At 73.8% G+C, this 20,328-nt stretch carries 16 protein-coding genes and 2 pseudogenes; 8 read left to right on the top strand and 10 right to left on the bottom strand.

The window, feature by feature from the left end; genetic code table 11:
- Nucleotides 1–21: 21 nt before the first annotated feature.
- Genes I4I81_RS00075 through I4I81_RS00085 form a run of 3 tightly spaced genes read right to left on the bottom strand, consistent with a single transcriptional unit; the run spans nt 22 to nt 3,748 of the window.
- Nucleotides 22–984, bottom strand: a complete 963-nt coding sequence (locus I4I81_RS00075; RefSeq protein ID WP_218615697.1) for a mechanosensitive ion channel family protein — start codon at nt 982–984, stop codon at nt 22–24.
- Entirely contained in the window at nt 981–3,047 is a 2,067-nt protein-coding gene (locus tag I4I81_RS00080; protein ID WP_218606109.1) for a prolyl oligopeptidase family serine peptidase, read from the bottom strand. The genes I4I81_RS00075 and I4I81_RS00080 overlap by 4 nt, the downstream gene beginning before the upstream one ends.
- Before the next feature lie 11 nt (nt 3,048–3,058).
- Nucleotides 3,059–3,748 (bottom strand): pyridoxamine 5'-phosphate oxidase family protein, encoded by a 690-nt coding sequence (locus tag I4I81_RS00085; RefSeq protein ID WP_218606108.1) that lies wholly within the window; start codon nt 3,746–3,748, stop codon nt 3,059–3,061.
- A 68-nt stretch (nt 3,749–3,816) separates the two neighbouring features.
- Here I4I81_RS00085 and pdxR point away from each other — a divergent pair.
- Nucleotides 3,817–5,145, top strand: a pseudogene (pdxR, locus tag I4I81_RS00090) (MocR-like pyridoxine biosynthesis transcription factor PdxR); the annotation flags it as partial.
- On the opposite strand, the gene I4I81_RS00095 reads toward pdxR, so the two are convergent.
- On the bottom strand, nt 5,106–6,809 hold the full coding sequence (locus I4I81_RS00095) for an MFS transporter (RefSeq protein ID WP_218603390.1): 1,704 nt from the start codon (nt 6,807–6,809) through the stop codon (nt 5,106–5,108). The pseudogene pdxR and the gene I4I81_RS00095 overlap by 40 nt on opposite strands.
- A gap of 162 nt (nt 6,810–6,971) precedes the next feature.
- Nucleotides 6,972–8,591, bottom strand: a complete 1,620-nt coding sequence (gene pruA, locus I4I81_RS00100; RefSeq protein ID WP_218603389.1) for an L-glutamate gamma-semialdehyde dehydrogenase — start codon at nt 8,589–8,591, stop codon at nt 6,972–6,974.
- A 281-nt stretch (nt 8,592–8,872) separates the two neighbouring features.
- Here pruA and I4I81_RS00105 point away from each other — a divergent pair, with 281 nt between their 5' ends.
- Genes I4I81_RS00105 through I4I81_RS00115 form a run of 3 tightly spaced genes read left to right on the top strand, consistent with a single transcriptional unit; the run spans nt 8,873 to nt 12,268 of the window.
- The gene (locus I4I81_RS00105; RefSeq protein WP_218603388.1) at nt 8,873–10,123 is read left to right on the top strand and encodes a cation:proton antiporter; all 1,251 of its coding nucleotides are present in this window, start codon (nt 8,873–8,875) and stop codon (nt 10,121–10,123) included.
- 58 nt (nt 10,124–10,181) lie between these two features.
- Nucleotides 10,182–10,568 (top strand): DUF6394 family protein, encoded by a 387-nt coding sequence (locus tag I4I81_RS00110; RefSeq protein WP_218603387.1) that lies wholly within the window; start codon nt 10,182–10,184, stop codon nt 10,566–10,568.
- Complete coding sequence (locus I4I81_RS00115) at nt 10,568–12,268, top strand: potassium channel family protein (protein ID WP_218603386.1); 1,701 nt, start codon at nt 10,568–10,570, stop codon at nt 12,266–12,268. The genes I4I81_RS00110 and I4I81_RS00115 overlap by 1 nt, the downstream gene beginning before the upstream one ends.
- Here I4I81_RS00115 and I4I81_RS00120 read toward each other — a convergent pair.
- Nucleotides 12,207–13,805 carry a PucR family transcriptional regulator gene (locus tag I4I81_RS00120; protein WP_218603385.1) on the bottom strand — a complete coding sequence of 533 codons (1,599 nt, stop codon included), beginning with the start codon at nt 13,803–13,805 and terminating at the stop codon, nt 12,207–12,209. The two genes, I4I81_RS00115 and I4I81_RS00120, sit on opposite strands and share 62 nt — an antisense overlap.
- 83 nt (nt 13,806–13,888) lie before the next feature.
- Here I4I81_RS00120 and I4I81_RS00125 point away from each other — a divergent pair, with 83 nt between their 5' ends.
- Together I4I81_RS00125 and I4I81_RS00130 are read left to right on the top strand one after the other, a co-directional pair.
- The gene (locus tag I4I81_RS00125) at nt 13,889–14,791 is read left to right on the top strand and encodes a proline dehydrogenase family protein (RefSeq protein WP_218603384.1); all 903 of its coding nucleotides are present in this window, start codon (nt 13,889–13,891) and stop codon (nt 14,789–14,791) included.
- Nucleotides 14,792–14,793: 2 nt separating this feature from the next.
- Nucleotides 14,794–14,994, top strand: a complete 201-nt coding sequence (locus tag I4I81_RS00130) for a hypothetical protein (RefSeq protein WP_218603391.1) — start codon at nt 14,794–14,796, stop codon at nt 14,992–14,994.
- Nucleotides 14,995–15,288: 294 nt separating this feature from the next.
- On the opposite strand, the gene I4I81_RS00135 is transcribed toward I4I81_RS00130, so the two are convergent.
- The 3 genes and pseudogenes from I4I81_RS00135 to I4I81_RS00145 all read right to left on the bottom strand — a co-directional run bounded on the left by I4I81_RS00135 (nt 15,289) and on the right by I4I81_RS00145 (nt 16,775).
- Complete coding sequence (locus tag I4I81_RS00135) at nt 15,289–15,717, bottom strand: pyridoxamine 5'-phosphate oxidase family protein (RefSeq protein WP_218603383.1); 429 nt, start codon at nt 15,715–15,717, stop codon at nt 15,289–15,291.
- Between the two features lie 166 nt (nt 15,718–15,883).
- Nucleotides 15,884–16,126, bottom strand: a pseudogene (locus I4I81_RS00140) (hydantoinase/oxoprolinase family protein); the annotation flags it as partial.
- 16 nt (nt 16,127–16,142) lie between these two features.
- Nucleotides 16,143–16,775 carry a GntR family transcriptional regulator gene (locus I4I81_RS00145; RefSeq protein WP_218603382.1) on the bottom strand — a complete coding sequence of 211 codons (633 nt, stop codon included), beginning with the start codon at nt 16,773–16,775 and terminating at the stop codon, nt 16,143–16,145.
- Between the two features lie 98 nt (nt 16,776–16,873).
- Between I4I81_RS00145 and I4I81_RS00150 the strand changes: the two genes are divergently transcribed.
- A complete protein-coding gene (locus I4I81_RS00150) occupies nt 16,874–17,767 on the top strand; it encodes an isocitrate lyase/PEP mutase family protein (RefSeq protein ID WP_218615698.1) in 894 nt (297 codons plus the stop codon).
- A gap of 124 nt (nt 17,768–17,891) precedes the next feature.
- Nucleotides 17,892–19,004: a D-alanine--D-alanine ligase family protein gene (locus tag I4I81_RS00155; protein WP_218606013.1), complete on the top strand. Its 1,113-nt coding sequence runs from the start codon at nt 17,892–17,894 to the stop codon at nt 19,002–19,004.
- Here I4I81_RS00155 and I4I81_RS00160 read toward each other — a convergent pair.
- A complete protein-coding gene (locus tag I4I81_RS00160; protein WP_218606012.1) occupies nt 19,001–20,284 on the bottom strand; it encodes an Nramp family divalent metal transporter in 1,284 nt (427 codons plus the stop codon). The genes I4I81_RS00155 and I4I81_RS00160 overlap by 4 nt on opposite strands.
- Between the last annotated feature and the right edge of the window lie 44 nt (nt 20,285–20,328).

Here is a 20,328-nt window from a genome sequence, read left to right on the forward strand (position 1 = left end):
GGGAAACAGCGACTCGCGGGGCTACTTGGTCAGGGGTGGGCCGGCCGGCGGGAGAGCCGGGAGCAGGCCGGGGCGCGGGACGTGGGCGTCGTCGAAGGCGTCGGTGAGCACGGCGTTCAGGGCGCGCTGCACGAGCCACTGCTTGCCGGGGGCGACCTTGACGGTGAGCCGGAGCGTCACCCCCTCCGGGCTGACGCGCTCCACGCCCAGCACCTCGACGGGCTCCAGGACGTGCTCGGCCACGTCGTGGAGCGTCACGCGCTCGGAGGCGACGGTGCCGATCAGCGCGGTGGCCTCGGCGATGTCGGCGCTGTGCGCGACCGGGATGTCGACGACGGCGACGGCGAAGCCCTGGCTCTTGTTGCCCACGCGCAGGATCTCGCCGTTGCGGACGTACCAGACGGTGCCGTTGACGTCGCGCAGCGTCGTGATCCGCAGGCCGACGGCCTCGACGGTGCCGCTGGCCTCCCCGAGGTCGACGATGTCGCCGACGCCGTACTGGTCCTCGAGCAGCATGAACATGCCGGACAGGAAGTCGCGGACGAGGTTCTGTGCGCCGAACCCGACCGCGACGCCGACGATGCCTGCCGAGGCGAGGATGGGCCCGAGGTTCACGCCGAACTCGGACAGCACCATGATCGCGGCGATCGTCAGCACGATCACGGAGATGGTCGAGCGCAGCACCGAGCCGATGGTGCGGGCCCGCTGGGCGCGCCGGACGGGGGCCGTCGCGGCCGCGGCGGCGGGGGAGCGGCGGGGCATGCGGGCGTTGGCCGCGCCGTCGACGACGCGGTTGACCAGGCGGTGCAGCAGGAACCGCGCGAGGAACGCGAGCACCAGGATCAGCAGGATCTTGAGGCCGGTCCCGACGATCGTGTCGGCCGAGCGGGCGAGGAAGTCGTTGTTGGTCCACTGGTAGAACCGCGCGCACCAGGTTCCGGCCTCGGAGGCGCACGCGGGCTGTGCGGGGAGCAGGTCGTTCATGGCTGGATCTCCAGTCCGGTGTGAGCGGCCAGGAAGGCGAGCTGGTCGGCGGCCAGCCCGACGGTGCGCGAGATCGAGCGGGCTCCGTGGCCCACGTCGGTCTCGCGGCGGAGCAGGATCGGGGCCTGTCCCGCACTCGCGTGCTGCAGCGCCGCGCACATCTTGCGGGCATGCAGCGGGTCCACGCGCGAGTCGGAGTCGAAGACGGTGAACAGCGTCGCCGGGTAGTCGACGCCGTCGGTGACGTGGTGGTACGGCGAGTACGACAGGAGCCAGCCGATCTCGGTGGGGTCGGCGGCCGTCCCGTACTCCTCGTTCCACGTGCGGCCGAGCGAGAACTCCTCGTAGCGCACCATGTCGAGCAGCGGGGCCGAGCAGACGACCGCGGCGTAGAGGTCCGGGCGCTGGACGAGGGCCGCGCCGACGAGCAGGCCGCCGTTGGACCCGCCCATGATCGAGAGCTGCGCCGGGGTGGTGTCGCCCGCGTCGACCAGCGCCTGCACGGCGGCGTGCAGGTCGTCGAACACGTTCTGCTTGTTGCCCCGGTTGCCGGCGCGGTGCCAGTCCTCGCCCTCCTCGCCGCCGCCGCGCAGCGACACCAGCGCGTAGGCGCCGCCCGCGGCGACCCAGGCCAGCGCGGACGCGGTGTAGGAGGGTTCGCGGCTGATGCCGAAGCCGCCGTAGCCGGTGACGAGGGTCGGTCGCGGGCCCGTCGAGCCGGCGGGGGCGATCACGAACATCCGCACGGTCGTGCCGTCGGCGGAGGTGAACTCGCGCTGCTCGCTGCGGACGTCGGGCACGGTGACCGAGCCGGGGGCGGTGCGCTCCAGGACCGTCGTGCCGTTCTCGAAGCGGTGCACCTGCGGCGGGGTGACGAGGTCGGTCCAGCCGATCCAGAGCCGGCCGTGCTGCGACGGCGTGTCGAGGTCGGCGACGGTCAGGCCGATGACGGAGCCGGTGCCCGGCAGGTCGACGGTGCCGTCCGGGGTGCCGTCGACGTGGTGCAGCGCGATCTCGGAGACGGCGTGCCGGGCGCGCAGCAGCGCCAGCCGCGGCCCGTCGGGGCCCTCCAGGCGGCGCACGGCGTCGAGCACCGAGCCCGGGTCCTCGGCGACGAGCGGGCGCCAGTGCTCGCGCTGCGGCGTCGCAGGATCGGTCACGGCGAGGCGCCAGCGCGGGGCGCCGTCGGTGGTGTGCAGGTAGAGGAGGTCGTCGCGGTCGACCCAGGCGGCGCACTGCACGTCGTCGTCCTGGGTGAGCACGCGGACGAGCTCGCCGTCGACGCGTCCGACCCACAGGCTGTCGCGGCGCGCGGTTCCCACGTTGGCGGTGACGACCAACCAGGTGCCGTCGCGGGAGACCCGCGCGCCGTAGTAGTTGTGGCCGTCGTAGAGGCCGGGGGCGTCGATCAGCACGTCGTCGCTGGTGGGGGTGCCGATGCGGTGCCGCCAGATGCGGCGGTGGAAGGCCTGCTCGCCCGCGGGCACCTCGTCGGCGTCGACCATCCGCACGAACACGAACTCCTCGCCACCGGGCAGCCAGGAGACGGCCGAGTAGCGGCAGCGGTCGATCGCGGGTTCCACGTCGTCGCCGGTGGCGACGTCGAGGACGTGCAGCACCGAGTACTCGTCGCCGCCCTCGGAGAGCTGGTAGGCGAGGCGGCGGCCCTCGAGGTCGGGCACCCAGCCGTCGATCGTGGTGCGGCCGGTGGGGTCGATCGTCATCGGGTCGAGCAGCACGCGCTCACCGCCGTCCGGCTCGCGGACCAGCACGACGGCGTGCTCCTGGCCGGGCTCGCGCCGGACGGAGAACGCGCGACCGGCGCGCCACAGGGGCACCGAGACCGACCCCGCCGCCAGCAGCTCCCGCAGCCGGTCGGCCAGCGGCGCGCGACCGGGCAGCGCGTCGAGGTGCTCCCCGGTCAGGGCGTCCTGCGCGGTCGCCCATGCCTGCGTGCGGGGGTCGTCGGCGTCCTCCAGCCAGCGGTAGGGATCGGCCACGTGGTGGCCGTGCAGGGTCTCGACGAGGTCCAGGCGCTCCGCGGCGGGGTAGGGCGTGCTCACGCGGACCGAGGTTACGTCACCCGGGTGGGTGGCGGCCCGCCCCTTCCGACCAGCGCCGCGACCGTCACGTGGTCCGGGACCCCGATCGCCGACGGCAGCAGCGAGCACGGCTCGGGTGTGCCGATCACGGTGTGCAGGGGCACCACCCCGGCCCACGCGAGACCCGCCTCGACGTCCTCGTCGTCGTCGACGGGCGGGCCGGTGCGCACCTTGACGCTGGCCTCGGCGAGGTCGAGCGCGACGACCTGGGTGGCGGCGAGTTCCTTGCGGTTGGGCCCGCGCGCGTGGTCCCAGGCGCCGGGCGCGATGTTCTCGGTGATCGCGCGGAGCCCGGCGAGGCGCTCGTCGGCGTCGGTGACCAGCCGGGGGACGCCGTGCGCGACCGCGCTGCGGTAGTTCATCGAGAAGTGGAAGACCGCGCGGGCGTGCACGATGCCGTCGACATGAGTGACGGTGACGCAGATCGGTGCCCCGTCGGCCGCGGCGCGCAGAGTGCCCGCGCCGGTGGATCCGTGCAGGTAGAGCACGTCGCCGATGCGGCCGTACCCGGTCGGCAGGACGACCGGCGCCCCGCCCAGCACCACACCGAGGTGGCAGATCGTCCCGGCGTCGAGCACGGCGTAGAGCTCCGCGCGGTCGGTGCGCGCCCGCGCCGCGCCGCGCCGGATCGTGCTGCGGGAGGTGGGGGAGAGCGGCGTCATGCGGCCATCCTCGACGCCCGGGTGGCACCCTGGGAGAGCCACTTCTGCAGTAGTCGGGAAGGCCACTGATGACGCCGATCGTGCTCGACCGCACTGCGGAGCATCCGCTGTCGGTGCAGCTCGCCGACGCCCTGCGGGCCGCCACCGCCGACGGGTCGCTGCGACCCGGTGACCGGCTGCCCTCGACCCGCGCGCTGGCCGCGACGCTGGGCGTCAGCCGGACCGTCACGGCGGCGGCGTACGACCAGCTGCTCGCGGAGGGCTGGGTGGGGGCCCGGCGGGGGAGCGGGACGTACGTGCTGCACACGCCGTCGGTGGATGGCAGCAGGGCCACCTTGCCGCCGTCTCGTGGCAGCAAGGTGGCCTTGCTGCCATCGGAGCCGGTCGACCTCTCCGCAGGGTCCCCGTGCGTCGAGGCGCTCGACCCCGCCGCGTGGCGGCGGGCCTGGCGGGCCGCGGCGGACGGTCCGGCCGACGCCGCCCCGGACCCCGTCGGGCTGCCGGCGTTCCGGGCCGCGGTCGTCGGGCACCTCCTGCGCCACCGCGGCCTGCCCGCCGACCCGGACACCGTGCTCGTCACCTCCGGCAGCTCCGCGGCCGTGGCCGAGCTCGCGCGCACGATCCCGGCCGGGGCGCGGGTGGCGGTGGAGGAGCCGGGGTACCGGCGGGCGGTGTCGGCGCTGCGGGCTGCGGGGCTGCTCGTCGTGCCGGTGCCGGTCGACGCGGACGGGCTCGTCGTCGACGCCGTCCCGGGAGGGGTGGCCGCGGTTTACTGCACGCCCGCGCACCAGTACCCGCTCGGCGTACGGCTCTCGGCGCAGCGCCGCGTCGCGCTGGTGGAGCGGGCGCGGGCGGAGGGGTTCCTCGTCGTCGAGGACGACTACGACGGCGAGCTGCGCTACGACGTCGCCCCGCTCCCGCTCCTCGCCGCCCTCGGTCCGGACGTCGTCGCGCACCTCGGCACCGCGAGCAAGCTCCTCACCCCGACCCTGGGCGTCGGCTGGCTGGTGGCGCCACCGGCCGTCGTCGCCGCTGTCCTGGAGCAGCGCGACGCGACCGGGAGTCGCCCGGCGCGGGCGGGCCAGCGGGTGTTCGTCGCGCTGGCTGCGCACGGCGACCTCGCCCGGCACCTGCGTCGGCTGCGCCGTGAGCTCTCGGGTAGGCGCGCCGCCGTCATCGCCGCGCTGGAGGGCGTCACGGTCGTGGGCGACGAGGCAGGGGCCCACGTCGTCGCCCTGCTGCCCGACGCCGCGGCCGAGCGCCGGGCGGTCGAGGAGGCCGCCCGGCACGGCGTCCATCTCGACGGCCTGGCCCGTCACCACGTCGGCGAGCCCCGGACGTTCGGGATCGTGCTGGGTTACGCGGGTCCGTCGCGCTCGGCCCTCGACTCCGCGCTGCCGGTCGCGGCCCGCGCACTGACCGCCCCCACCAGCTCGCCCGACGCCGACGCCAGCTCGGCCCCGACCGTCTCGGACCCCCGCCCGTTCCCGGCGAACCACGACGCCACCGCAGCCACCAGGCACGCGACCACGGCGAACGCGAACGCCGCCGTCAGTCCGGCGGAGAACGGCCCGGAGATGAGTTCGGGGAAGAAGCTGCGGCCGGTGAGGTAGGCCGCCTGGTCGGGCGGCAGCGTCGGCAGGACGCCGCCGAGCAGCTGCTGGACGGGGTTGTAGCCGAGGAACGCCGCGAACAGCACGCCGACCGGCGGGAGCTCGGCGATCCGGGCGGCGTCGGCGGCGGGCACGCCGTGCTCGGTGAGCCCCTGCGCCATGACCGCGGGCAGGTCCTGGGACAGACCGATGATCATCAGACTGAAGAAGAAGCCGATGGACAGCACCATCGCGGAGTTCTGGAACGTCGCCGTCATGCCCGCACCCGCACCGCGGGACCGGGCCGGGAGGCTGTTCATCACGTCGGCCCGGTTGGGTGAGGTGAACAGGCCCATCCCGATGCCGTTGAGCAGCAGGATCGCGGCGAACGTGGGATAGCCGAAGTCGATCGGCAGCACGTCGAGCAGTGCGAAGCTGGCCGCGGAGAGCACCATGCCGCCGGTGGCGAACCAGCGCGCGCCGTACCGGTCCGACAGCACGCCGGAGATCGGCGCGGCCACGAGGAACCCGACCGTCAGCGGGAGCATGTAGATCCCGGCCCACAGCGGAGTCTGCTCGAAGGAGTAGCCGTGGCGTGGCAGCCAGATCCCCTGCAGCCAGATGATGAGGACGAACTGCAGCCCGCCCCGGCCGAGCGAGGCCAGCAGGTTCGCGGTGTTGCCGAGGGTGAACGCGCGGTTGGCGAACAGGTCGATCGCGAACAGCGGGGAGGCCACGCGGCGCTCGATCACCACGAACGCCGCGAGCACGGCGATCCCGCCGATGATGCAGGTCAGGACGAACGGGCTCGCCCAGCCCATGACGTCCTCGCCGTAGGGCTGGATGCCGTAGGTGATGCCGACGAGCAGGGCGATCAGGCCGACGGCGAACGTCAGGTTGCCCCACCAGTCCATGCGCGCGGGCGTCCGCTCGCCGGTGTCGCGGAGCTTGAGGTAGCCCCAGATCGTGCCGAACACGCCGAACGGGACCGAGACCAGGAACACGAGGTGCCAGTTGACGGGCCCGAGCAGTCCGCCGACCACGAGCCCGAGGAAGGAACCCGCGATGGCCGCGACACCGTTGATGCCGAGCGCGAGACCGCGCTGCTCGACGGGGAACGCGTCGGTGAGGATCGCGCTGGAGTTGGCCATGATGAAGGCGCCGCCGACGCCCTGCACCACGCGCCAGCCGATCAGCCACAGCGCGGCGGCGTCGCCGGACTGCCAGGTCACGGCCAACAGGACCGACGCGACCGTGAAGATCACGAAGCCGAGGTTGTACATCCGGACGCGGCCGTACATGTCGCCGAGGCGGCCGAAGCCGACGACCAGCACCGCGGTGACCACGAGGAACCCCATGATCATCCACAGCAGGTAGCTGGTGTTGCCGGGGGCGAGCGGGTCGATCCCGATGCCGCGGAAGATGTCGGGCAGCGCGATGAGGACGATCGAGGAGTTGATCGTCGCCATCAACAGGCCCAGCGTCGTGTTCGACAGGGCGATCCACTTGTAGGGCACGGCAGCTCCCACGGACGGGTGATTGATTGCTATAGCTAAGCACCCGGTCGGGGATGGGGAAAGCGCTGGTGGGAGGTGATCCGGCCCACGGTGGGGACGAATCCGACACAAGGGTCAGCCCTGGTGGGGGTAGCCGCTCGTCGTCGCGGCCACGGAGGTCTCCTTGATCGTCCGCGGGCTCGTCCAGCGCAGCAGGTTGTAGATCGAGCCCGCCTTGTCGTTGGTGCCGCTGGCCCGCCCGCCCCCGAAGGGCTGCTGGCCGACGACGGCGCCGGTGGGCTTGTCGTTGACGTAGAAGTTGCCCGCGGCGAACCGCAGCGACTCGCTCGCCCGTGCGACGGCCGCCCGGTCGCGGGCGATCACCGCGCCGGTCAGGCCGTAGGGGGAGCCCGCGTCGACCTGCTTCAGGACGGTCTCGAAGTCGCCGTCGTCGTAGACGTGGACCGCGAGCAGCGGGCCGAAGTACTCGGTGCGGAACACCTCGTGGGTCGGGTCCCCGCCGACGACGACGGTGGGGCGGACGAAGTAGCCGACGCCGTCGTCGGCGGTGCCGCCCGCGAGGACGTCGAGCTCGGTGCGGGCCATCGCCTGGGCCGCCGTCACCTTGTCGTACGCGCGCCGGTCGATCACGGCGCCCATGAAGTTCGAGAACTCGGCGACGTCGCCCATCGCGAGCGCGTCGACCTCGGAGGCGAGGTCGTCGCGCAGCCGGGCCCAGACGCTCCGCGGCACGAACGCGCGGCTCGCCGCCGAGCACTTCTGGCCCTGGTACTCGAACGCGCCGCGGACCAGTGCCGTCCGGAGCACGTCGACGTCGGCGCTCGGGTGGGCGAGCACGAAGTCCTTGCCACCGGTCTCGCCGACGAGCCGTGGGTAGCCCTGGTAGCCGGCGATGTTGGCCCCGACCTGACCCCACAGGTGCCGGAAGGTGGCCGAGCTGCCGGTGAAGTGGATGCCGGCGAGGTGGGGGTCGGCGAGGACGACCTCGGAGACGTCGCGGCCGTCGCCGGTGAGCAGGTTGATCACGCCGGGCGGCATCCCGGCCTCCTCCAGCAGACGCATCGTCAGGTGCGCGGCGAGGGACTGGGTGGGGGAGGGCTTCCAGATCACCGTGTTGCCCATGAGCGCGGGCGCGGTGGGGAGGTTGCCGGCGATCGCGGTGAAGTTGAACGGCGTGATCGCGTAGACGAAGCCCTCGAGCGGGCGGTAGTCCATGCGGTTCCACACGCCGGGGCTGCTCTGCGGCTGGATCTGGTGGATCTCGCGGGCGAAGGAGACGTTGAACCGCCAGAAGTCGGCCAGCTCGCACGCGGAGTCGATCTCGGCCTGGAAACAGGTCTTGGACTGCCCGAGCATCGTGGCCGCGTTGATCCGGTCCCGCCACGGGCCGGTGAGCAGGTCGGCGGCGCGGAGCAGGACGGCGGCGCGCTCGTCGAAGGGGAGGTCGCGCCACGCCGGGGCCGCGCGCAGGGCCGCCTCGACCGCGCACTTCGCGTCCTCGCGGGTCGCGTTCGCGCCGGTGCCCAGGACGTGCGCGTGGGCGTGCGGGGCGACGACGTCGAACGGGGCGCCGCCCGCGACGTGCTGCTCCCCGTCGATCGTGACGGTCAGCTCGAGGTGCCGCCCGCCCAGCTCGGCGAGGGCGGCCTGGAGCGAGGCCCGCTCCGGGGAGCCGGGGGCGTAGTCGCGGACCGGCTCGTTGCGCGGCGCCGGGGTGCGGGTGAGGGCGTCCATGGGGGAACGGTAGGAGGACCGCGCGATCGACGGCTTGTCCGATCGCACAGCATCCAGCGTGAGCTCTCATCCGATCGACGCAGCGGTGTCGGACGCAGCGGCGTCGATGGGGGTGCGCGACTCGGGGCGGAGGAACGGCGACTCGCGGGCCGAGGACCAGCGACTCGCGGGCGGAGTTCTCGCGACTCGCGGGCGGGAATCTCGCGACTCGCGGGGGTGGACGGGTTTCGAGCCGGTGGCAGCGGGCATCCGGGCGGGTCGCCCACCTGTGAACGGACCCCATGGACCTGATCGACCTGACCTTCGCGCTCGTCGGGATCGGCGCGCTCGCGGCCGGCCTGCTGCCCCGGCTGCTCGCCGGCCGACCGCTGTCGATGCCGATCGTGTTCCTCGGTCTGGGGATGGCGGTCTTCGCCGTCGTGCCCGCGCTGCCCGCGCCCGACCCGCTGGCCCACCCCGAGATCGCCGAGCACCTCACCGAGGTCGTGGTGATCATCGCGTTGATGGGCGCCGGGCTGAAGCTGGACCGGCCGATCGGGTGGCGCTCGTGGTCCTCGACGTGGCGGCTGCTCGGCATCGGGATGCCCCTGATGATCGTCGCCACCGCGGTGCTGGGCTGGTGGGCGCTGGGTCTCGCGCCGGCCGCCGCCCTGCTGTTCGGGTCGGCGCTCGCCCCCACCGACCCCGTGCTGGCCTCCGACGTGCAGGTGGGGGAGCCGGGTGGCGAGGAGCAGGGCGAGGACGAGGTGCGCTTCGCCCTCACCTCCGAGGCCGGGCTGAACGACGCGCTGGCGTTCCCGTTCGTCTACGCGGCGATCGCGATCGCGACGGCAGCGGCCGACCCGTTCGGCTGGGTCGGGGAGTGGGTCGTCAGCGACGTGCTCGTCAAGATCGCGGTCGGCGTCGTCGGGGGAGTGGTCGTCGGCCGCGGGCTGGGGCTGCTGTTCTTCCGCGCCCGCTCCGAGCAGCTGAAGCTGGCGTCGCACGCGGAGGGGTTCATCGCGCTCGCCGCGACGTTCCTGGCCTACGGCCTCACCGAGGTCGCGGGCGGGTACGGGTTCCTCGCCGTGTTCGTGTGCGCCCGCTCCATCCGCGCCAGCGAGCGCGACCACGAGTACCACCAGGTGCTCCACGACTTCGTCGAGCAGATCGAGCGCCTGCTGACGGTGCTGCTGCTCGTGCTGTTCGGCGGCGCCGTCGTGCGCGGCCTGCTCGGCCCGCTGACCTGGCCCATGGTCGCCGTCGGCCTCGCGCTCGTGCTCGTCGTGCGGCCCGCGACGGCGTGGCTGGCCCTGGGCGGCGCGACCGGGTCGCCGCAGGAGCGCACCGCGATCGCGGTGTTCGGGATCCGCGGGATCGGCTCGTTCTACTACCTGGCCTATGCGACGTCGCAGGCGCCGTTCGCCGGGGCCGAGCAGATCTGGGCCGCCGTGGGCTTCGTCGTGGTGCTCTCGGTGACGATCCACGGGGTCGCGGCCACCCCGATCATGCGACGGCTGGACCGCGGCAGGCGGGCCGCCGAGGTCGCGTGACCCGGCGGGGGCGCCGCTGTGGGGCTACGGTCCGGGCGGCCGACGACGGGGGACGCGCGTGAACCTGGAGAAGGTGGTCTTCGGCTTCTTCGTGCTGCTGGCCGCCACCCTGAACTTCGGCTTCGTGCTGGGGGACCTGTCGGATCCGGCGCAGCACAACGTCTACGAGCTGTTCGCGGCGCTCGTGATCAGCCTCGTCGCGACCGTGCTCAAGTTCGGCGACCGCACCCAGATGGGCGCGGTGCACCTGGCCACCAGCCTGGTCGCGGACCTGCAGCTCGTCGCCGCGGCGACCGTGTGGGGCTTCGTCGCCAACGCCTCGCCGGGTGGGCTGGACGAGGCGGGCACGGCGGCCGTCGTGTCGCTGGCAGCCGGCGCGCTGCTGGCCAACGCGGTGTCGGTCGTGCTGCTGGTGGCCGAGACCGTGTCGTTCAGCCGGCCGTGATGGGCGAGCCGCTCCCGTCGGCCACGTTCTTCCTGGTCATGCGGCGGATGCGGGTCCCGCTGATCACCCTGATCGTGATCTTCGCGATCGGCGTCCTCGGGCTGACGCTGGTGCCCGGCCGGGACGAGCTGGGCAACCCGCACCGCATGGGCTTCCTCGACGCCTTCTACTTCATGAGCTACACCGCGTCGACGATCGGGTTCGGGGAGCTGCCGTACCCGTTCACCTACGCGCAGCGGCTCTGGGTCACCGCGACGATCTTCCTGACGGTTGTCGGCTGGGCGTACGCGATCGGGTCGCTGCTCGCCCTGCTGCGCGACCGGACCTTCCGCCAGGCCGTCCGCACGGCGCACTTCTCCCGCAAGGTCGCGCGGCTGCGCGAGCCGTTCCTGCTGATCGCGGGGTACGGGGTCACCGGGGAGCTCCTCGGGCGCGCGTTCGACCGGCTCGGGCGGCGGTTCGTGGTGCTCGACCTCGACCAGGAGCGCATCGAGGCCCTCGACCTCGCGCCCTACCGCGCCGACGTGCCCGGCCTCGCGGGCGACGCGCGCGACGCGGGGCGCCTCACGGTGGCCGGGCTGGAGCACCCGTGGTGCGCGGGGGTCCTCGCGCTCACCAACGACGACGAGGCGAACCTGACCGTCACGATGGCCGCGGCGCTGCTGCGCCCCGACCTGCCCGTGGTCGCGCGCACCGCGTCGCCGCTGATCGCCGACCGGATGCGGGCGTTCGGGACGCCGACCGTCGTCAACCCGTTCGCCGCGTTCGGGCGCCACCTGCGGATCGCGCTGCGGGCCCCGGCGACCTACCAGCTGATGACGTGGCTGGAGAGCGGCCCGGGAGCCGAAATCCCGCCCCGCCGGAAGCCGCCGCGCGACGGTCGCTGGGTGGTCTGCGGGTTCGGCCGGTTCGGCTGCGCACTCACCGACGACCTCGCCGCCGAGGGCCTGGAGGTGACGGTGATCGAGCCGGAGCCCGACGAGGACGACCGGCCCGTGATCGTCGGTGACGGGTCCGACCCGCGCGTTCTCGCCGGGGCCGACCTCGAGCACGCGGTCGGGTTCGTCGCCGCCACCGACAACGACGCCGCGAACCTCTCGCTGGTGGCCGCCGCGCGGCGCGCCAACCCGGACCTGTTCGTCGCCGCCCGGCAGAACCGTGCCACCGGTGCGCCGCTGTTCCGCGCCGTGGCCGTCGACGCGCTGCTGGTGCCGACCGAGGTCGTCGCGCACGAGGCGTACGCCCAGCTCAGCACGCCCCTGCTGTGGCGCTTCCTCGGCACGGTCCCCGAGCGCGACGACGCGTGGGCCGCCGACCTCGTCGACCGGCTCACCGCGCTGTGCGGGCCGCGCCTGCAGGCCGTCTGGAAGGTCCGCCTCGACGACGAGCAGGCCCCTGCGCTGCAGGGGCGGCTCGCGACGGGGATCGCCCTCGGCGACCTGCTGCGCGACCCCGGCGACCGCGACGAGCGGGTGTGCGCGGTCGTGCTGCTGGTGCTGCGCGGCGACGACGCGGACGTGGGCCCCGGCGACGACGTCGAGCTGCGGGCGGGCGACGAGCTGCTGCTGGTCGGGCACCCGTCGGCGCGCAGGTCGTTGGACCGGACCCTCGGCGACGCGGTGGTCGCCGGCTACGTCCTCACCGGGCGCCGCGAGCCGTCGGCGTGGGTGTGGCGGCGGCTCGCGGCGGCCCGGCGGTGACGGAGCGGGTGGCGCGCAGCAGGTACAGATGGTGGACGAGGCGGGCGCTGGGGTCATCGAGGCGCAGGCCCGCCACCTGCGACGCGCGGCGCAACCGGTAGCGCAGCGTGTTGGGGTGCACGGTGAGCCGGGCCGCCGCCGTGCGCACGTCGCCGAGCGCGTCGAGGTAGGACAGCACGGACGCCGCGAGGTCGCTGCCGTGCTCGCCGTCGTGGGCGATGAGGGCGGCAGCGGCGGGATCGTGCAGGTCGACGAGCCGGGCGAGGGTCTCGTCGAGCAGGATCTCCGCGCGCAGGTCGCCGATCGCGGCGACGTCGGCGTCGGAGGGCATGGCGTCGAGCACCCGGTCGGCGTCGACGCGGGAGGCGGGCACCCCGGCCAGCCCGGCGACGCCCGACCCGATCCCGGCCCGCACCCGCGCACCGGCCCGCCGACCGGCGATGGCGACGACCTCCGCGCACATCGCCGCCAGCCCCTTCTCGGTGCCGACGGCGGGCAGCACCGCGTAGACCCGCGCGCCGACCGGGGCGGTGAGCGCGCCCCGCCGGAACGTCGCGGCGTGCACCGACACCACCTCGGTCAGCTCCGCCACCCCCAGCTCCGACGTCGCGCCGAACGCCACGACCACCGCGGGGTCGCCCGCGTCGAGGCCGAACGTGGCGGCCACCAGCTCCGCGCCGACGCGACCGTCGAGCAGCCCGGCGACGACGTCGCGGCTCCAGCGGGCACCCGGCGACTGCTGCGACCGCCGCCGGATCAGGTGCCCTGCCGCGACCCGCGCGGCCCCGACCAGCACGCTCTCCGCGCGCTCCGCGAACGGCGTCACCCCCTCCTGCACCCAGATCGTGCCGAGCTGGCGCTGCCCCGCGTGGATGCCGACGGCGAGGCGGCGCCGGATGCCGAGCTCGGCGTGCTCGTCGACGTGGACGACGTCCTCGCCGGCGCGCAACCGGTCGAACACGCCCCAGCCGCGCAGCGTGGCGAGGTAGTCGGCCGGGCCCTGCCAGCCCAGGATCGACAGCCGCCGCAGCTCGTCGGGGGCGGTCGCGTCGGAGCGGGAGTAGGCGAGGACGCGGCTCGCGGTGTCCTCGATGCTGACCAGCCCGCCGGTGAGCAGCCCGACGGTCTGGGCGAGGGAGTAGAGGTCGCCCGCGTCGCCGTCGTCGGGTGGGAGGCCGTCGTCGAGGATCCCGTGGACGAGGGCCTCGAGCTGGTCCCAGCGGGCGTCGGCGCGCACGCCCAGCAGCGCGACACCCGCGTCGGCCGCCGCCGCGACCAGCTCGTCGTCGGACCCGGGGCCGGGTTTCACGGCCACCGCTACGGCCCCGCGCCGGGCCGCCGCCCGCAGCGGCCGTACGGCGTCCCGGCCGCGGGCGCCGATCAGCAGGACGAGGCGGCCGGGGTGGTCGGCCGGGTCGTCGTCGGGGTCGAGGATGGCGACGCCGGTGACGGGTGCGTCCAGACCCGCCGGGGCCACCCGCACGTCGACAAGGGGCTCGCCGATCGCGGCCAGTACCTGGGCGAGGATGGTCTCCATGGGCGGATGCTACTGACGGACCGGTTCTTCGTTGTTCGTTCGGACTAACCGATCGCGGAGTGACCGTCCTAACGTTCCGGCCCATGTTGAGGTCGTTGATGCTGGCTGCGTCCCGGTCGGGCCGGCTCCGCACGTTCGCCGAGAACACCCCGCTGCTGCGCCCCGTCGTCGACAGGTTCGTGGTCGGGACCACCACCGACCAGGTGCTGGCCGTGGCCCGGGAGATCACCACCGACCGGCTCGTCACGATCGACCACCTCGGCGAGGACGTGACCGACCGCTCCCGGGCGGAGGCGAACGCGGACGCCTATCGCGCCCTGCTGCGAGGCCTCGACGGGCTCGGCCCGCGCGTCGAGGTCTCGGTCAAGCTCTCCGCCCTCGGGCAGGCCCTGGCCGGCACCGACGGGGAGAAGGTCGCGCTCGACCACGCGCGTCGGATCTGCGAGGCCGCGCACGCCGTCGGGACGACCGTGACCGTCGACATGGAGGACCACACCACGACCGACTCGACGTTGGGGATCGTGCGCGACCTGCGCGTCGACCACCCGTGGGTCGGGGCCGTGCTGCAGGCCGGGCTGCGCCGCACCGAGGCCGACTGCCGCGACCTGGCGGGCTCACGGGTGCGGCTGTGCAAGGGCGCCTACGACGAGCCGGCCTCGGTCGCGTTCCGGGAGCGCCACGACGTGGACCTGTCCTACGTCCGCTGCCTGAAGATCCTCATGGCGGGCGACGGGCTGCCGATGGTCGCCACGCACGACCCCGTCCTGATCGACATCGCGCGGCACCTCGGCCGCGGCCGCCCGTACGAGATCCAGATGCTGCACGGCGTGCGACCGCACGAGCAGCGCGACCTGGCGGCAGCGGGGGAGTCCGTCCGCGTCTACCTGCCGTACGGCACCGAGTGGTACGGCTACTTCGTCCGGCGCCTGGCCGAGCGCCCTGCCAACCTGGCGTTCTTCGCCCGGTCCCTGCTCACGAGAAGCTGACCATGACGAGTCCGCTCCTGCGGCGCGAACCCATCGACGACGTCGAACCCGGGCCGGGCGGTGGGCCGAAGAAGACGCCGGGCACCGAGTCCGAGGCCGGTGCGCCGGGCAGCCACGTCGTCAACCTGTTCGCGGTGCTGCTGTGCCTGCTCATCGCGTTCGTGCTCAACCAGGGCATGCGCAACGCGGCGCGGCCGCGGTGAGGTCGGGTGCGAGCGCCTCGCGGGCCGTCATCCCCGGCACGTCGGCGCCGACCGGGGTGCGGCGCCTGCCCATCTGCTCGACGAGCCGCCCGCCGCGACGGCGGCGACGAGCATCGGCAGCCCGGACGCCGCGGCGCCCGGTCCGGCCGTCGCGGGGGCGCCGGTGCGGACGGGGATCAGCCAGGGCGGCACGACGAACGCGACGGAGCTGCCGAGCAGCGACAGGGCGTCGGCGAGCAGGGAGTGGACCAGCGCACCGGCAGCGTGCGACCCCGACGTGGCGGGGGCACGTCCTCAGGCGTTGCCGTAGACCTTCCGCGGCGCGATCAGGACCGCGACCCGGCCCTCGTCGAGCATCGCGCGGTCGTAGGCGTCCCAGTCGTCGTGGGTGCCGCCACACGCGGTGAACACCGCGCGCAGCAGCAGGCGCAGCTCCTCGGCGTCGACGTCGCCGGGGCCGCGGAGCTCGCTGTCGCCGTCGACGGCCGCCCAGCGCCAGCCCGCGCGCCACAGGATCGAGGTGGCGGGGCGGGCGCGCAGGGTGCGGAGCTTGACCGGGCCGTAGGTCACGTAGCCGACGACGGGTTCGCCGGTGACCGGGTGGTCGAGCACCCCGGCGTTGACGAGCGAGGTGTGTGGGGTGCCGTCGGCGCGCACCACGCTGACGCTCGCCAGCCCGCTGTCCTGGGCGACGATGCGGCGGACGTCGGCGAGATCGGTCATGGATCGACGCTACAACAGCCGGCGCACCCCGCCCCGCGTGCTGAGGACGATGCCGCGCAGCTCGACGGACGTGCAGCTCGGTGGTGCGGTCGGCGCAGGCGTCGCGGACGACATGCGGGCGGAAGCCGTGGTTGAGGGCGTCCGGCGACCTGGGCCCCATCGCGTCGGCCACGCCCGCCACCGCGGTGCGGGCCGCGTCGACGTCGAGGGTGATCTCGCCGCCGGCCAGCGACGCGGGCAGGTAGCCGAGGACGATGTTCGCGTCGGTGGCGGTCGGCCCGGTGCCGCCCTTCCCGTACGCGGCCGGGCCCGGGTCGGCGCCCGCCGACTGCGGCCCGACACGCAGGGCCCTCGTCAGCTCGGGGAGGTGCGCGATCGAGCCGCCGCCCGCGCCGACCGGGCGGACGTCGACCGACGACGCTCGCTCATGCGCTGTCCTCCCGGGCGACCCGGACCATCACGGCCCGGGCGTTGTGGATGTGTGCGGTCATGACGGCCTGCGCCCAGACGGGATCGCCCGCGCGCACCGCGGCCACGATCTCGACGTGGTGGGCCAGGCTCCGACGCAGCGACGCGTCGTCGTAGGCGTGGAAGTTGCGGAGCACGATCGGGGCGTGGATCGCCCCGGCCAGCGCTCCCGCCATCGCCGGATGGGCGGCCAGCTCGGCGAGCAGGCCGTGGAACGCGCGGTTGAGGGGGACGAGATCGTCCAGCTCGGCGCCCAGCATGCGCTGCGCGAGGTCGTCGAGCGCGTCGACGTCGGCCGGGCCGGCGTTCGGGACGGCGAGTGCGGTGAGGCGGGGCTCGAGCGCGGCGCGCAGGTCGAACACCTCCTCCAGCTCGGCGACGGTCCAGCTGCTGACCCGCGCACCCCGGTTGGGGACGATCTCGACGAGCCCCTCCGAGGCGAGGCGGGCCAGCGCCTCGCGGACCGGGGTGCGGCTGACGCCCAGGCGCTCGGCGAGCTCGACCTCGCCCAGGCGCGCACCGGCCGCGAAGTCGCCGCGCAGGATCAGCTCCCGCACGGCGCCGGTGGCGCGTTCCGATGCCCGGGTCACCCGACCTCCTGTCGTGAGATTGTGTGCAAACTAGGGCGTGGAGATTCCCTCGTCCAGGCTTCGGGGTTACTTTGCATACATTCAGCGGAAGGAAGCACGTGGGAGATCTGTTGTCGCGACCGAGCGCGCCCCGGGCCCGGCTCCGTGAGCTGCTCGCCGCGCCCGGCACGCTCGTGGCCCCCGGCGCCTACGACGCGCTGTCGGCGCGGCTCGTCGAGCAGGCCGGGTTCGACGTCGTCTACATGACGGGATTCGGCACCACGGCATCGCTCGTGGGTCGGCCGGACGTCGGGCTGCTCGGCGGGACGGAGATGGTCGACAACGCGCGGCGGATCGTCGCCGCCGTCGATGTGCCGGTGATCGCCGACGCCGACACCGGTTACGGCAACGCGATCAACGTCGTGCGCACCGTCCAGCTCTACGAGCAGGCCGGGGTCGCCGGCATCCACCTGGAGGACCAGGTGCTGCCGAAGAAGTGCGGGCACATGAGCGGCAAGGCCGTGATCGGCGTCGAGGAGATGGCGGGCAAGATCCGCGCCGCCGTCGCCGCCCGGCACGATCCCGACTTCCTGCTCATCGCCCGCACCGACTCCGCCGCCGTCGAGGGGCTGGACGCGGCGATCACCCGGGCACGCGCGTACGCCGACGCGGGCGCCGACGTGCTGTTCGTCGAGGCCCCGGTGAGCGACGGCGAGATCGAGCGGGTCGCGGACGAGCTCAAGGGCGTCGCCCCGCTGGTGTTCAACTGGGCCGAGGGCGGACGCACCCCGCCGATCTCGCTGGACCGCATCCACGAGCTGGGCTTCTCGCTCGTGCTCTACCCGATCGGCACGCTGCTCGCGGCGACGGCGGGCATCCAGGCGTTCCTGCAGACGCTGCACCGCGACGGCACCCCCGCGGCCACCCTCCCCGACCTGCCCACCTTCGAGGGCTTCACGGACCTCATCGGCCTGCCCGAGGTGCGCGACCTGGAGCAGCGCTTCGCCCCCTGACCCCAACCCCCCGCGAGTCGCGAGATCCCCGCCCGCGAGTCGCGGTTCGGCGCCGATCCCCGCCGTCCGATCCCTGCCGCCCCGATCCCGGCGTCACCGCACGTCCCGCCTACCCTCGGGCGCCATGACCGGGAACAGGATCCGTGTGGCGGTGGTGTTCGGCGGGCGCAGCAGCGAACACGCGATCTCGTGCGTGTCCGCAGGCAGCGTGCTCGGCCACCTCGACCCCGAGCGCTTCGAGATCGTGCCCGTCGGCATCACCCCGGACGGGGCCTGGGTCCTCGGTACCGACGACGTCCGCGAGCTGGCCATCGACGGCCGCGCGCTGCCGTCGGTCGACGGGTCCCGGACCGCGCTCGCGCTGCCCGGTGACCCCACCCGCGGCGGCCTCGTCGTCCTCGACCCCGACCGCGCGGGCGAGGTCTTCTCCGGCGTCGACGTCGTCTTCCCCGTCCTGCACGGCCCCTACGGCGAGGACGGCACGATCCAGGGCCTGCTGGAGATGGCGGGCCTGCCCTACGTCGGCGCCGGGGTGCTGGCGAGTGCGGCGGGCATGGACAAGGAGTTCACCAAGAAGCTCCTCGCCGCCGACGGCCTGCCGATCGGCACCGTCGTCGTGCTCCGGCCGGGTACGGCGACGCTGACGGCGGAGCAGCGTGAGCGCGTCGGCCTGCCGGCTTTCGTCAAGCCGGCCCGGGCGGGCTCGTCGGTCGGGATCACCCGCGTCTCCGACTGGGCCGACCTCGACGCCGCGATCGCCACCGCCCGCGAGCACGACCCGAAGGTGCTGGTGGAGGCCGCGGTCGTCGGGCGCGAGGTGGAGGTCGGGGTGCTGGAGTTCCCCGACGGCTCGGTCCGCGCGAGCGTCGCGGCCGAGATCCGGATCGTCGGTACTCGCGCAGACGGAACGACGGCCGAGTGGTACGACTTCGACGCCAAGTACCTCGACGACGTCTGCGAGTTCGACATCCCCGCCAAGCTCGACGACGACGTCGCCGACCGGGTTCGCGAGATGGCGATCGCCGCGTTCCGTGCGCTCGACGGTCAGGGTCTCGCCCGCGTCGACTTCTTCGTCGGGGCCGACGGCGAGCTCACCGTCAACGAGGTCAACACGATGCCCGGCTTCACCCCGATCTCGATGTTCCCCCGGGTCTGGGCCGTGACCGGTCTGGACTACCCGGCCCTGCTCTCCACGCTGGTCGAGACGGCACTCGCGCGGGGAACCGGGCTGCGTTAGGCCCCGGTCACGGTCTGCCAGATCAGGAACCCGTTCAGGCCGATGATCACCAGAGCCGCCAGCCCGGCGATCGCCGTGGTGACGCGCCGGTTCACGAGCTCCCTCATGACGTCGGACCGGCGGGTGAGCAGCACCAGCGGCACCAGCGCGAACGGGATGCCGAACGAGAGAACCACCTGTGAGAGCACGAGTGCCCGCGTCGGGTCGACGCCGATCCCGAGCACCACCAGCGCCGGCGCGAGCGTCAGCAGCCGGCGCAGCAGCAGCGGGATGCTCCGCCGGATGAAACCCTGCATGACGACCTGGCCCGCGTAGGTCCCGACCCCCGACGACGCGAAGCCCGACGCGAGCAGGGCGAGGGCGAACGCGAACGCCGCCGGCTGGTCGAGCACCCGGGCGAGGCCGACGTGGACACCTTCCAGGGTGTCGGTGTTCGGGACGTCCGATCCGAAGAACAGGGCCGCGGCGATGATCAGCATCGCCGCGTTGACGACGCCGGCCAGCCCCATGCCCAGCAGCACGTCGGCCTGCTGGCGCCGCAGCAGGTACCGGCGGTCGTCGGCGGTGACGGCGGTGACGCGGTTCTGCGTCAACGCCGAGTGCAGGTAGATGACGTGGGGCATGACCGTGGCACCGAGGATGCCCGTGGCGAGCAGGAGGCTGTCGGTGCCGTCGAACATCGGCACGAGGCCGGCGGCGAGGTCGGGACCGTCGATCGGGACGCGCACCAGGGTGCTGAGGAACCCGAGCAGGATGACGCCGAACAGCCCGGTGATCGCGAGCTCGAACGGCCGGAACCCGCGGTTCTGCAGCGCGAGCAGTGCGAACGCGACGATCCCGGTGATCACGCCGCCGGTGAACAGCGGGATCCCGAACAGCAGGTTCAGGGCGATCGCGCCGCCGATGACCTCCGCGAGATCGGTGGCGATCGCCACCAGCTCCGCCTGCACCCACATCCCGCGCGCGACCGGCCGCGGGAAGTGGTCGCGGCACAGCTCCGCGAGGTTGCGCCCGGTGGCCATGCCCAGCTTCGCCGAGAGCGTCTGGATCAGCATCGCGAGCAGGTTGGCGCCGACGATCACCCACAGCAGCAGGTAGCCGAACTGCGCACCCGCCGAGAAGTTGGTGGCGAAGTTGCCCGGGTCGACGTAGGCGATGGCGGCGACGAACGCGGGCCCGAAGAACGCCAGCCGCCCGCGCAGACCGCGCCTGCGCCGCATCTCCTGAACCGACGGCGAGGCCGTGGCAGCACTGTCCCCGTCGCGGGTGGTCGTCACCATGAAGCGGGACGTTAGGCTTGTCTAATCACCCCGGCAAGAGGTGT

Origin of the sequence: Pseudonocardia abyssalis (assembly GCF_019263705.2) — a bacterium.
Lineage (GTDB): Bacteria > Actinomycetota > Actinomycetes > Mycobacteriales > Pseudonocardiaceae > Pseudonocardia > Pseudonocardia abyssalis.

Excerpts from the sequence above, each read along its gene's own strand:
- I4I81_RS00075 (WP_218615697.1), bottom strand. The coding sequence starts at position 984 with ATGAACGACCTGCTCCCCGCACAGCCCGCGTGCGCCTCCGAGGCCGGA.
- I4I81_RS00130 (WP_218603391.1), top strand. The coding sequence starts at position 14,794 with ATGACGAGTCCGCTCCTGCGGCGCGAACCCATCGACGACGTCGAACCC.
- I4I81_RS00095 (WP_218603390.1), bottom strand. The coding sequence starts at position 6,809 with ATGGCGACGATCAACTCCTCGATCGTCCTCATCGCGCTGCCCGACATC.
- I4I81_RS00105 (WP_218603388.1), top strand. The coding sequence starts at position 8,873 with ATGGACCTGATCGACCTGACCTTCGCGCTCGTCGGGATCGGCGCGCTC.
- I4I81_RS00085 (WP_218606108.1), bottom strand. The coding sequence starts at position 3,748 with ATGACGCCGCTCTCCCCCACCTCCCGCAGCACGATCCGGCGCGGCGCG.
- I4I81_RS00125 (WP_218603384.1), top strand. The coding sequence starts at position 13,889 with ATGTTGAGGTCGTTGATGCTGGCTGCGTCCCGGTCGGGCCGGCTCCGC.
- pruA (WP_218603389.1), bottom strand. The coding sequence starts at position 8,591 with ATGGACGCCCTCACCCGCACCCCGGCGCCGCGCAACGAGCCGGTCCGC.
- I4I81_RS00160 (WP_218606012.1), bottom strand. The coding sequence starts at position 20,284 with ATGGTGACGACCACCCGCGACGGGGACAGTGCTGCCACGGCCTCGCCG.
- I4I81_RS00120 (WP_218603385.1), bottom strand. The coding sequence starts at position 13,805 with ATGGAGACCATCCTCGCCCAGGTACTGGCCGCGATCGGCGAGCCCCTT.
- I4I81_RS00115 (WP_218603386.1), top strand. The coding sequence starts at position 10,568 with ATGGGCGAGCCGCTCCCGTCGGCCACGTTCTTCCTGGTCATGCGGCGG.
- I4I81_RS00135 (WP_218603383.1), bottom strand. The coding sequence starts at position 15,717 with ATGACCGATCTCGCCGACGTCCGCCGCATCGTCGCCCAGGACAGCGGG.
- I4I81_RS00155 (WP_218606013.1), top strand. The coding sequence starts at position 17,892 with ATGACCGGGAACAGGATCCGTGTGGCGGTGGTGTTCGGCGGGCGCAGC.